This window comes from Amycolatopsis melonis (assembly GCF_040064235.1).
Classification (GTDB): domain Bacteria; phylum Actinomycetota; class Actinomycetes; order Mycobacteriales; family Pseudonocardiaceae; genus Amycolatopsis; species Amycolatopsis melonis.
In genome coordinates, this window is the sequence record NZ_JBDZYD010000001.1 from 195,171 (window position 1) to 207,167 (window position 11,997).

General features: G+C 72.7%; 10 protein-coding genes. 4 read left to right on the forward strand and 6 right to left on the reverse strand.

The window, feature by feature from the left end; genetic code table 11:
* Positions 1-2: 2 nt before the first annotated feature.
* The 3 genes from ABJI51_RS00880 to ABJI51_RS00890 all read left to right on the forward strand — a co-directional run bounded on the left by ABJI51_RS00880 (position 3) and on the right by ABJI51_RS00890 (position 3,378).
* Complete coding sequence (locus ABJI51_RS00880) at positions 3-1,496, forward strand: PucR family transcriptional regulator (protein WP_348946905.1); 1,494 nt, start codon at positions 3-5, stop codon at positions 1,494-1,496.
* An 83-nt stretch (positions 1,497-1,579) separates the two neighbouring features.
* Positions 1,580-2,257: a response regulator transcription factor gene (locus ABJI51_RS00885; RefSeq protein WP_348946906.1), complete on the forward strand. Its 678-nt coding sequence runs from the start codon at positions 1,580-1,582 to the stop codon at positions 2,255-2,257.
* Positions 2,254-3,378, forward strand: a complete 1,125-nt coding sequence (locus ABJI51_RS00890; protein ID WP_348946908.1) for a sensor histidine kinase — start codon at positions 2,254-2,256, stop codon at positions 3,376-3,378. The genes ABJI51_RS00885 and ABJI51_RS00890 overlap by 4 nt, the downstream gene beginning before the upstream one ends.
* Positions 3,379-3,516: 138 nt before the next feature.
* On the opposite strand, the gene ABJI51_RS00895 is transcribed toward ABJI51_RS00890, so the two are convergent.
* Complete coding sequence (locus ABJI51_RS00895) at positions 3,517-4,581, reverse strand: alpha/beta hydrolase (protein ID WP_348946909.1); 1,065 nt, start codon at positions 4,579-4,581, stop codon at positions 3,517-3,519.
* A gap of 32 nt (positions 4,582-4,613) precedes the next feature.
* Positions 4,614-6,140, reverse strand: a complete 1,527-nt coding sequence (locus ABJI51_RS00900) for a twin-arginine translocation signal domain-containing protein (RefSeq protein WP_348946910.1) — start codon at positions 6,138-6,140, stop codon at positions 4,614-4,616.
* 69 nt (positions 6,141-6,209) lie between these two features.
* Here ABJI51_RS00900 and ABJI51_RS00905 point away from each other — a divergent pair, with 69 nt between their 5' ends.
* Positions 6,210-6,674 carry a hypothetical protein gene (locus tag ABJI51_RS00905; protein WP_348946911.1) on the forward strand — a complete coding sequence of 155 codons (465 nt, stop codon included), beginning with the start codon at positions 6,210-6,212 and terminating at the stop codon, positions 6,672-6,674.
* Here ABJI51_RS00905 and ABJI51_RS00910 read toward each other — a convergent pair.
* From ABJI51_RS00910 to ABJI51_RS00925, 4 genes are all read right to left on the reverse strand, one after another.
* Positions 6,671-8,782, reverse strand: coding sequence for a 3-hydroxyacyl-CoA dehydrogenase NAD-binding domain-containing protein (locus ABJI51_RS00910; RefSeq protein WP_348946912.1), 2,112 nt, complete (start codon positions 8,780-8,782; stop codon positions 6,671-6,673). The two genes, ABJI51_RS00905 and ABJI51_RS00910, sit on opposite strands and share 4 nt — an antisense overlap.
* Positions 8,782-10,026, reverse strand: coding sequence for a thiolase family protein (locus tag ABJI51_RS00915; RefSeq protein ID WP_348947650.1), 1,245 nt, complete (start codon positions 10,024-10,026; stop codon positions 8,782-8,784). Before ABJI51_RS00915 ends, ABJI51_RS00910 begins: the two co-directional genes overlap by 1 nt.
* A gap of 127 nt (positions 10,027-10,153) precedes the next feature.
* Positions 10,154-10,783, reverse strand: a complete 630-nt coding sequence (locus tag ABJI51_RS00920) for a DUF998 domain-containing protein (RefSeq protein WP_348946913.1) — start codon at positions 10,781-10,783, stop codon at positions 10,154-10,156.
* Between the two features lie 60 nt (positions 10,784-10,843).
* Entirely contained in the window at positions 10,844-11,986 is a 1,143-nt protein-coding gene (locus ABJI51_RS00925) for a hypothetical protein (protein WP_348946915.1), read from the reverse strand.
* Positions 11,987-11,997 lie beyond the last annotated feature (11 nt).

Sequence of the window (11,997 nt, forward strand, 5' to 3'; positions counted from 1 at the left end):
AAATGACCTCGATCCCGGATTCGCTGTCCACGGACGTGAATGTCCCGTTACGAGCCGTTGTCGGCAACCGGGAGCTGGCCCTCGACGTCGTCCCCGAGACGCTGCGGCCGGGCGCGCTGGACGCGCCGGTCCGCTGGGCGCACGTCAGCGAGCTGCAGGACCCCGCGCCGTACCTGGTGGGCGGCGAGCTGATCCTCACCGCGGGCGTCAACCTGCCCGAGCGGATCGACCGGTACGTGCGCGGTCTGCGCGAGGCCGGCGTGACCGCGCTGGGGTTCGGGCTGACGCCGACGGTGTCCGAGACACTGCCGGAGTCGCTGCGCCGGGCGTGCGCGCGGCACGGGCTGCCGCTGCTGGTGGTGCCGCCCGCCACGCCGTTCCTGGCGATCAGCCGGGCGGTGTCGGTCGCGCTGGCCGAGGCCGGGCAGCGCGAGCAGCGGCGGATCACCGCGGCGCGGGAGACGCTGACCCGCGCCGCGGGCGGCGGGCTGGGCGAGCTGACGTCGTCGCTGGCGGCGCAGCTGCGGGCGTGGGTGGCGCTGGTCGGCGCCGGCGACGTCCTGGCGGCGGCGCACGACGCGCCCGCGCCGCTGCCGCTTCCGGTGCGCGAGCTGGTGGCGACGGTCCGGGCGGGCAGCGGCATCCGCAGCGCGACGACCGAGACCGGCGGCGGGTTCGTGGTGGCCCAGCCGGTGTACCCGCAGGCGACGGCGTCCCACGTGGTGGTGGTCGGCCGCGCCCGGCGCTTCGACGGCGCGGACCGGGCGATCCTCGCCGTCGGCGCGGCCCTGCTCGGCCTGGTCGGCCGCGCGGGCTCGGACGCGGCCGAGCTGGGCGCGGCGGCGACCGGCCTGCTGCTCGGCCGGACGTCGCCCGGGGAAGTGGCCAGTGCGCTGCTGGGCGTGGCCGACGTCCGGCTGATCGCGGGGACGGCGTACCGGCGCGGCCCGGACGAGGTGGCCCAGCGCCCGGACTGGCTGCGCGCCCGGCTGGACACGCCGCTGGTTTCGGTGTGGCCCGGGCGGTTCGTGGCCATCGCGGGTTCCGCGCCGGCGGACGGGCTGCTGGCGGACCTGCGTGCGTCCGGCTGGCTGACGGCGGTGGGGTCCCCGGCGCCTGCTTCCCGGCTGTCATCGGCCGAGGTGGAGCTGCTGCTGACCCGGGCCGCCGCGCTCGGCCGTCCGGTGGTGGCCGGGCGCGAGCCGCTGGACTTCGACGCGCTGCTCGACCCGGGCGTCTCCCGGGGATTCGCGGAGCGGGCCCTGGCACCGCTGGCGGAACTGGACCGGGCGGAGGACCGGGCGCTGGTGCGCACGCTGCGGACCTGGCTGGCCCACCACGGCGGCTGGGAGCCGACGGCCGCGGAGCTCGGCGTGCACCGCAACAGCGTCCGGCACCGGATCGCCCAGGTGGAACGGGTGCTGGGCGTGGACCTGGCCGACCCGGAGACCCGGATGCGGCTGTGGTTCGCCCTGCGCTGGGCGGGGGAACGCTAGCGCCCCGATGTGGCGCTCGGGGCCTCACCGGACGCATACCGTCCTTAAAGGGCACTCTCAGGAAAATATGCGATTGTGGGTTCGTGCGAGTTTTGGTAGTCGAGGACGAAGAACCCCTGGCCGACGCGATCGCCCGCGGCCTGCGCCGTGAGGGGATGGCGGTGGACGTCGCGCTCACCGGGGACGACGGGCACGAGAAGGCCGCCGTCACGCGGTACGACGTCGTGCTGCTGGACCGGGACCTGCCCGGGATGTCCGGGGACGAGCTGTGCCGGGAGATCGTCGCCTCCGGGGAGCTGACCCGGGTGCTCATGCTCACCGCCAGCAGCTCGGTGTCCGACCGCGTCGACGGGCTGTCGCTCGGCGCCGACGACTACCTCGCCAAGCCGTTCGCCTTCCCCGAGCTGGTCGCGCGGGTGCGGGCGCTGGGCCGCCGGGCCACGCCGGCCGCGCCGCCGCTGCTCACCGCCGGGGACGTCGAGCTGGACCCGGCCAAGCGCACCGTTCGGCGCGCGAGCGGGCCGGTCGAGCTGACCCGCAAGGAGTTCGGCGTCCTCGAGGTGCTGCTGCAGGCAGGCGGGTCCGTGGTCAGCAGCGAGGAGCTGCTCGAACGGGTGTGGGACGAGAACGCCGACCCGTTCACCACGACCGTTCGGGTCACCGTGATGACGCTGCGCAAGAAGCTCGGCGAGCCGGGGATCATCGAGACCGTCGTCGGCTCCGGGTACCGGGTGCCGGAGCCCGGCGCGCCGCGCGCGTGAACCTGCCGGGCACCCGCACCCTCCGCGCCCGGATCACCCTCCTGGCGACCGTGCTGGTCGCCGCCGTCAGCCTGCTGCTGCTGTGGCTGGCCTGGACGCTGGTCCGGGACTCGCTCGACACCGTCCCGCAGATGCCGCCGGGCAGCACGGTGGTCGTCGACGGCGTCCAGGTCGAGGCCTCGACGCTCGCCGAGCACCTGCGCGTGCACGCCCGCAACCGGATGCTGCTGTTCGGGTCGATCGCGTTCCTGCTGGTGGTGGCGGCCGCGGCGATCCTCGCGTGGACGTTCACCTCGCGGGTGCTGCTGCCGCTGCGCGAGATCACCGGCACCGCGCGGCGGCTGTCGGTCGAGTCGCTGGGGGAGCGGATCGGCGAGATCCGCTCCCGCGACGAGCTGGCCGAGCTGGCGAGCACGTTCGACGACATGCTCGACCGGCTCCAGGCCGCGTTCGACGCGCAACGCCACTTCGTCGCGAACGCGAGCCACGAGCTGCGGACGCCGTTGTCGGTGATCCGCACGGAACTCGACGTCACCCTCGCCGACGAGGCCGCCGACGAAGCCGAGCTGCGGCGCATGGCCGGCGTCGTCCGCGACGCCACCGAGCGCGCCGGGCAGCTGGTGAACTCGCTGCTGCTGCTGGCCCGCACGGACGGCGCCGGGCTCGCGGTCCGCGAACCTGCCGACCTCGCGGCGGTCGTCGACCGCGCCTGGCAGGCGGTCCGCCGCGAAGCCGGGAAACGCGGTATCCACGCGACGTTCGCGACGGCCCCCGCGCCCGCGTTCGGCGACCCGGCCCTGCTGGAACGCATCGCGGGCAACCTGCTGGAGAACGGCGTCCGCCACAACGTCGAGGGCGGCTGGCTGGAGGTGGTGACCCAGCCGGGACCGCAGTGGTCGACGCTGCGGGTCCGTTCGTCCGGCGGCCTGGTGGACCCGGCGACGGTGGCGGAGCTGTTCGAGCCGTTCCGCCGCGCCGGAGTCGCCCGCACGGCCCGGTCCGGCGCGGGCCTCGGCCTGTCGATCGTCCGCGCGGCGGTCCAGGCCCACGGCGGAACGGTCACGGCCGAGCCCATCGTGGGCGGCGGCCTCGCCGTGACGGTCCACCTCCCCGTCCGCTGACCGTGCGCCAACAGCCGACATGCGTGATTGCAGGGTCAACTCGCGTGATTGAGGGGACGACACACGGGATCGAGTGGGGTTCGCCGTGTCGACCCTTCAATCACGAGTGTCGACTCCTCGATCACGCGTGTCGGCTCTTCAGTCACGTCCGGGGCTGAGGGCGAGGCCGGCACGGAGGACTCCGGCGGCGTGGAGCATGGCCGCGCGGGCGTCCGGGTCGACGCCGACGCGGTTGGCGAACCCGTGCAGCTGACCCTCGTGGCGCCGGTGGACCACCGGGACGCCCGCCGCCGCCAGGCGGGCGGCGTAGGCCTCGCCTTCGTCGCGGAGCAGGTCGAAGCCGCAGGTGGCGACGTACGTCGGGGGGAGGCCGTCGAGGCTGTCGTCGTAGAGGACCGAGGCCCGGCGGTCGGTCAGGTGGGCCGGGTCGCGGACGTACTGGTCCCGGTACCAGGCCCACTCGTCGCGGTCGAGCCGGAAACCCGAGCCGAACTGCTTGTGGGACAACGAACCGCCCAGTGCGTCCGTTGCCGGGGTGAGCAGGAGGCTGAACGCCGGCCGCGGCACCTCGCCGCGGGCCGCCGCGTGGGCCACCACCGCCGCGAGGTTGCCGCCGCTGCTGTCGCCGCCCACCGCCAGGCGGTCCGTGTCGATGCCGAAGTCCGCCGCCTTCTCCGCCACGTGCCGGAACGCCGCGACCGCGTCCGAGACCGCCGCCGGGAACGGGTGTTCCGGGGCGAGCCGGTAGCCGACCGACACCACGCGGATCCCGGCCTCCTCGGCCAGCAGCCGGCACGCGCCTTCGTGCGTGTCGATGCTGCCGAGCACGAACCCGCCGCCGTGGAAGTACACCAGTGCCGCGCTCGGCGCCGGGACGCCCTCCGGTTCGTACAGCCGCAGCGGCAGTGGCCCGTCCGGTCCCGGCCAGGTGTGGTCGCTGGTCCGGACGCCCGGGCAGACCCCGGCGCCGGCCAGCGCGCCCGCCATGTTCAGCTCGCGCCGGGCCCTGGCGAGGTCGCCGTTGCGGTGCGGGGCGTCGAACGGCGCGAACCGGGCCACCTGGATCAGCATCCGCGCGGTGGGCACCGGCTGCTTCCCGTCGACCACGACCGGACGGCCCGCCAGCACCCGCTGCACCGGCGCGGGCAGCCGCAGCAGCCAGCGCAGCACCGTCATGACCGACCACACGAGCAGTTTTCTCACACCGTATACAGTGGACACCCGCCCGAGGATTATCAACAAATATCCGCGAAAATCGGATTCGCGTACAGCCACAGGTCCTCGAACGGGTTCGCCTGCCCGACGACGTCCGGCGTCGGCTCGGCGTCACCGTTCGAGCCCCGGACCCGCAGGTAGAACGGCTCGCGCACGTTCCGGAACGTGTGCCGGAAGACCACCTGCCGCCCCGGCGCCCAGCGTGGCTCGAACGACCGGACGACGCGGGTGCCGGGTGCGGTCGTCGTGTCGGGATCGGCCGCCGGGCCGGTGACAGGCCCCGCGATGACGTCCAGCCGGGCCAGCCGCGGCACCGAGCCGCCGCCGTTCGGCCGGTCGGCCAGCCGCGCGCTCACCACGATCGTGACGTCCGAACCACGCCGCACCCGCAGCCGCCCGCCCAGCGTCGCCGCGGACCCACCACTGTGGACACCGACGGCCAGATCCTGGACGAGGCCGCCGTGCGCCGCCCAGATCCGCCCGGCACGCAGTCCTTCCAGGACACCTTCGAGGCTGCGCCGCGTGACGCCGACGTAGGTGCGGCTGAACTCGCCGGGGTAGAAGTCCGCGTACGGCGCGAGCAGCTGCGGGACACCGGTGTCGACCGGGTCGGGGAACTTGCCGTGCGTGTCGTACCAGTCACCCGGCACGTCCGGGCGCACCAGCGTGTCGCCGCGGTTGTAGTGCGAGTCGGAGTTGCTGGTGACCCACCACGGCTTGCCCTCGGCCAGCAGCGAGTCCCACAGGCCGCCGACCTTCGCCGTGGCCCAGTCCCAGCCGCCGTGCGTCCGGTACGCCTCGGCGGGATACCCCGGCCAGGAGTTCGCGCCCGGGTTGTTGATGTAGCCGCCGCGGGCGCCGCCGTTGCCCAGTGGCTTCGGGAAGCCGTCGGCCTGCGCGCCGGGCGCGCCTTCCATGCCGATCACGATGCCCGGCGCGGTGTCGCGGTAGGCCCGCAGCTCGTGCGGGGCGACGCGGCCGTTGCGCAGCGGATGGTTGATCACCACGACCGGCGCGTGGATCTGCCGCGTGCGCTCCTGCTCGGCCAGCCAGCGCAACCCGCGCAGCGCGAGAGCCTCGTTCGCCAGGCTCGACGCCTCCGAGTTCGTCAGCCGCCAGTCGAAGGTCCGCTCGAACTCGCGCAGCTTCGCCGCCTGCCGGTCCCCGGCCTGGAAGAACACCGTCGCGTGCTCGGCGCCCGGGACGTTCCACTCCAGCCCGTGCCACAGCAGCAGGTCCGGATACTTCCGCCGCGCGGCGGCGAAGTCCGCCTCGGTCGGCTCGACCGACACCTTCTCGTGCTCGGCGTGGCCGTGGTCGGTGAAGACGATCCAGTTCGCGCCGTGCGCGCGGCCGCCGGCGGCGATCTGGTCGATGCGGTACATCGCGTCGTAGGAGTACTGGCTGTGCGTGTGGTGGTCGCCGGCCAGCCACTCGTAGCGGCCGCAGAGGCCGGGCAGATCTAAGGCGGGAGCGGGGAAGGGCAGGCCCGCGGCGGCGGCCGCGAGCCCGGCACCCTTGAGGAAACGGCGTCTGTCGGTGGTCACGGGCGGGCACGCTAAGCCGACCCGGTGAACGGCCGGTGTCGCGGCAGCCAACGGACGCTGTGCTGTGCTGTGATCTTCGCCGTGGAGGACAAGCCGCTGGCCCGCGTGCTGCCGCCGGTGATCGCGCTGGCCGCGGCCGCGGGTGCCGGGCTGGCGTTCTTCGTCGCGGCGCTGGTGCGGCCGCCGGACCTGCCGGTGGACACGAACCCGGCGCCACTGGCCGGGCACAACCTGTGCGCGGCGGTCGTTCTGTCCTTTTCGTCCGACGAGAAGATGTGGTCTGCCGCGCGGTCGTTCCACGACGACCCGAAGGCGCGGCGCGTGTTCGTCGAGACCGCGGCCGAGGCCTATCCGGCGTCGCCGTCGGTGTCGCTGCTCGCGGTTCCCGGCACGGATCTGCGCGCGTGGGCGCAGGAACTGCACGTCCGTTTCCGCGACGCGGAGACGGTCTCGGTCACCGACCTGGACGCGGCGGCGGCGCAGCTGAACCTCACTGCGCCGCCGCCGAAGTGCCCTCGCGAGGGCGAGTACTAGGCCACCGGGACCGAAGCGACACCCGGGGCCAGGAACGGCTTGCCGTTCACGCGTTCGGAGACGCCGGAGCGGTCCAGGTACGGCGTGATGCCGCCGTTCCAGAACGGCCAGCCCGCGCCGAGGATCAGGCACAGGTCGATGTCCTGCGCCTCGGCGACCACGCCCTCGTCGAGCATGATCCGGATCTCCTCGGCGATCGCGGACAGCGCCCGCTCGCGCACCTGCTCCGAAGTGGACGGTTTGTCACCCTGCGTCCAGAGCGAAGCGACCTCCGGGTCCACCGAGGCGTTGCCCTGCGCGTCCCAGATCCAGACGCCCTTCTTGCCCGCCTTGACGAACTTCGCGAGGTTCTCGGACGCGGTGAACCGGTCCGGGAACGCCTCGTGCAGCGTCTCGCCGACGTGCAGCGCGATGGCCGGGCCGACGAGCTGCATCAGCGTCAGCGGGGTCATCGGCAGGCCGAGCGGTTCGAGTGCCTTGTCGGCGACGTCGAACGGCGTGCCCTCGTCGACGGTGACCAGCACCTCGCCGAGGAAGCGCAGCAGCAGCCGGTTGACGACGAACGCCGCGGCGTCCTTCACCAGCACGCTGGACTTCTTCAGCTGCTTGCCGACCGAGAACGCCGTCGCCAGGGACGCGTCGTCGGTCTGCTCGCCGCGGACGATCTCCAGCAGCGGCAGCACGGCCACCGGGTTGAAGAAGTGGAAGCCGACCACGCGCTCGGGGTGCTGCAGCTTCGACGCCATCGCGGTGATCGACAGCGACGAGGTGTTGGTCGCGAGGATCGCCTCGGGGGAGACGTGCTGCTCCAGCTCGGCGAACACCTGCTGCTTGACGCCCAGCTCCTCGAAGACGGCTTCGATGACGAAGTCGGCGTCGGCGAAGGCGGCCTTGTCGAGCGAGCCGGTGACCAGCGCCTTGAGCCGGTTCGCGCCGTCCGGGGAGACGCGCTTCTTGCCCAGCAGCTTGTCGATCTCGGCGTGGACGTACCCGACGCCCTTGTCGACGCGCTCCTGGTCGACGTCGGTGAGCACGACCGGCACCTTCAGCCGCCGCACGAACAGCAGGGCGAGCTGGCTGGCCATCAGGCCGGCGCCGACGATGCCGACCTTGTTCACCTTGCGGGCCAGCGACTTGTCCGGCGCGCCCGCCGGGCGCTTGGCGCGCTTGTTGACCAGGTTGAACGAGTACAGCCCGGCGCGCAGGACGTCGGACATGAGCAGCTCGGCGAGCCCGTCGGTCTCGGCCGCGTAGCCGCGGTCGAGGTCGTTTTCCTTCGCGAGTTCAAGGAGTTCGACGGCCTTGGTCGCGCCCGGCGACGCGCCGTGCGTCCGGCCGTCCACAATGGACTTCGCGCGGGCGATGGCCGCGTCCCAGGCGGCCCCGCGGTCGATCTCGCGGCGGGCCGGGGTGATCTCGCCGTTGACCACCTTCGCCAGCCACAGCAGCGACTGCTCGAGGTAGTCGGCCGAGCCGAAGACCACGTCGACGATGCCGAGCTCGGCCGCCTGCTTGACGTTCAGCATCTTGTTCTGCGCCAGGGCGTTCTCGATGATCACCGTGACGGCCGCGTCCGCGCCGATGAGGTTCGGCAGCAGCTGCGTGCCGCCCCAGCCCGGGAACAGGCCGAGGAAGACCTCGGGGAAGGCGATCGCGGCGGTGTTCTCCGACAGCGTCCGGTAGTGGCAGGACAGCGCCAGCTCCAGGCCGCCGCCCATGACCGCGCCGTTGACGAACCCGAACGTCGGGATCTTCGACTCGGTCAGGCGGCGGAACACGTCGTGCCCGGTCTGGGCGATCTCGCGCGCCAGCTTCGGGTCGCTGACGGCCTCGACACCGGACAGGTCCGCGCCGACGGCGAAGATGAACGGCTTGCCGGTGACCGCGATCGCGGCGGGCTCGGCGGCGAACGCCTCGTCCAGCGCGGTGTTCAGCGACACCAGGCCCTGCGGGCCGAAGGTGTTCGGCCGGGTGTGGTCGTGGCCGTTGTCGAGCGTGATCAGCGCGACCGGCTTGGCCAGCCCGGGCACCTTGACCAGGCGGGTCTTCGCGTGGGTGACGACCTCGTCCGGGAACGCGGCCTTCGCCTCTTCAGCGGTGAAAGTCATTACTTCGCCCCCTCGAACGCCGGGTTCTCCCAGATCACGGTGCCGCCCATGCCGATGCCGATGCACATCGTGGTCATGCCGTAGCGGACGTCGGGCCGCTCGGCGAACTGGCGCGCCAGCTGCGTCATCAGCCGGACGCCGGACGAGGCCAGCGGGTGGCCGCAGGCGATCGCGCCGCCCCACGGGTTCACGCGCGGGTCGTCGTCGGCGATGCCGAAGTGGTCGAGGAAGGCCAGCACCTGCACGGCGAAGGCCTCGTTGATCTCGAACAGGCCGATGTCGTCGATGGTCAGGCCGGTGCGCTTGAACAGCTTCTCGGTGGCCGGCACCGGGCCGATGCCCATGACCTCCGGCTCGACGCCGGCGAAGGAGTAGCCGACCAGCCGCATCGCGACGGGCAGGCCCAGCTCGCGGGCGGTGTCCTCGTCGGCGAGCAGCGACGCGGTGGCGCCGTCGTTGAGGCCCGCGGCGTTGCCCGCGGTGATCCGGCCGTGCGGGCGGAACGGCGTCTTGAGGTTCGCCAGCTGCTCGACGGTGGTGCCCGGCCGCGGCGGCTCGTCCTCGGTGGCCAGGCCCCAGCCCAGTCCATCCATGCCCCCGCCGCCCCCCTCAACGGAGGAGCTTCGCTCCGCTGGTTTGATTCGGGACCGGGTGGCGACCGGGACCAGCTCCGGGCCGATCTTGCCGGTCTTGACGGCTTCGGCGTACTTCTCCTGGCTGCGCGCGGCGTAGGCGTCGGTGCGCTGCTTGGTGATCGCCGGGAAGCGGTCGTGCAGGTTCTCCGCGGTCTGGCCCATGACCAGCGCGGTCGGGTCGACGAGCTTGTCGGCGATGATCCGCGGGTTGGGGTCGACGCCCTCACCCATCGGGTGACGGCCCATGTGCTCGACGCCGCCGGCGATGGCGATGTCGTAGGCGCCGAAGCCGATGCCGGAGGCGACGCTGGTGACGGCGGTCATCGCGCCGGCACACATGCGGTCGATGGCGAAGCCGGGCACGGACTTGGGCAGCCCGGCCAGCAGCGCGGCGGTGCGGCCGATGGTCAGGCCCTGGTCGCCGATCTGCGTGGTGGCGGCGATGGCCACCTCGTCGACGCGCTCGGGCGGCAGCTCGGGGTGCCGCCGCAGCAGCTCGCGGATGGTGTTGACGACGAGGTCGTCGGCACGGGTCCCGGCGTACATGCCCTTGTCGCCGGCCTTGCCGAAGGGCGTGCGGACCCCCTCGACGAAGGCGACGTTGCGCACGCCTCGCGCGGTCGGCGCGAGCGGCGTTGCTGGTGCGGCCACGAATAGCTCCATAAGTAGACGTTGTTGACCGCACGATAGCCCTTGTTACCCATCGGTAACCAGTGGTGTGGCCCGGTCGAGTGGGCTACGGCACACTCCTGGGCTCCAGCGACCGTCCCTTCACGAGCCAGGCGACACCGAACGCTTCGACGGCGACGGCCTCCAGCCACAGCGCCGGGTGCAGGTCCGGGGTGAGGCCGAGGTACTTGGCCAGGGTGATGAGCACCAGGCAGGCGAGGATCACGCCGCCGCAGACGCGGTAGAGCACGCCGAACCGTTCCGGCTGCTCGCCGTCGTGCGGGAACAGCCGCAGGCAGAAGTAGGCGAGGGCGAGGAAGAACACGGCCGCGAACGTCAGGTGCAGCACCCCGGCGGTCCGGTCCCACGCCGTCACGTCGTGGTCGGGGGTGGTGGGGAACAGCGCGAGCCCGATCGCGCCCAGCCCGGCGACGGTGCTGGCGATGTTGTCGATCGAGTCGTGGCCGTAGTAGGCGAGCAGGAACACCCCGGCGGCGCACATCGCGCCGACCAGGACGTCGCGCAGGTCGGTGTAGTAGTAGGCGCTCAGCGAGCCGAGGAGGTCGCCGCCCTGGGCGAGCTGCTTGCCGAGGATCAGGACGACCGGCAGGGCCAGCCCGATCAGCCCGATGGCGCGACGCAGGAACAGGTACGAGTGGACGAGCGTGGTCTGCGGGGATGTGGTCGCCGTGGTCATGGCCGCCTCCGGGGGGTCACTGGAGTGCATCGGCGGCGAGGTGCCCACGGGTGAGGCTCGTTATCGCGGAGTTGTCCAAGTTCTCAGCTGATCGTTACGGAGTTCGGCGAAGGTGCCGGTCGCCGGGTCGTGGGCGGTGGGGCGGAATCCGGGGGCGAAGCCGACTCGGGCGCCTTCGGCGGGATCCCAGACCTCGAAGCCCGCCTCGGCGGCGACGTACAGCAGGCCGCCGTGACCCCACATCGGCCCGGCGGGCCCGGCGAACATCCCGGTGCGGCGCCCGGTCTCGGCGTCGTAGAGCTCGACGCCGTCGAGCATCCGCTGCCAGGAGGCGCCCATGCGCTGGATCGCGACGGTCCGGTCGTCCACCCAGGCGATCGGCTGGTCCCAGACGTTCTCGCGGCCGGGGGTGAGGCCGCGCGCGTGTTCGGCCGCGTGCAGGTCGCCGCCCAGCCAGGCGGCGAGGTCGATGGCCTCCGGGGCACCGATGGGGTGCCAGATCCAGCCGTCGGTGACGAGCCACCGCTCGGACGGGCTCAGGTGGAGCGCGCCCTGGAAGTAGTCGAGGTAGTGCTCGGGTTCCGGCTCCCCGCGCTGCGGTGCCGCGGTTTCCCGGTCGGTCAGCAGTTCTCCGCTGGGCAGGGCGAACACGTCGAGCCGGTTCCAGTCGGTCGCCGCAACGAACCGGCCCCCGTCGAGGAAGGCGAACGGGTACCGGGTGAACTCGTTGTCGACCCAGTCGCGGTCGAGGTCGACCACGGTGACCCACTCGTCGAGGTCGACGACCGTGGCGAACCGGCCGTAGTCGGAGACCACAGCGGCGAACCGGCCGTCGCGGGAGGTGTGCAGGCTGCGGCGGGGGCGGTCGGGGAAGTCACGCATGTCCACGGGGTTCTCTTCGGGCAGCTCGACCGGCCCGACGAGCCACTGGTCGTCGCCGGTGATCCGCACGAACCCGTCCGCGGTGAGCGCGAGCCAGTGGCCAGGCATCGGCGCCAGGCAGTCGTCGTTCAGCGGACGGACCGGGCAGGCGCGTGCCGACCACGTGCCGCCGAGTTCCCGGTCTCGCAGGAGGACTTCGGGCTCGCCGTGCCAACGCGAGGGGAAGCTCTTCTGGTCGGCCCGATCGGCGCAGCTTTCGCAGACCTCGATCAGGTCGGTCGGCGTGCACCCGGCGCAGACGAGGTCGTAGCGAGTGCCCACGCCGGTCAGGT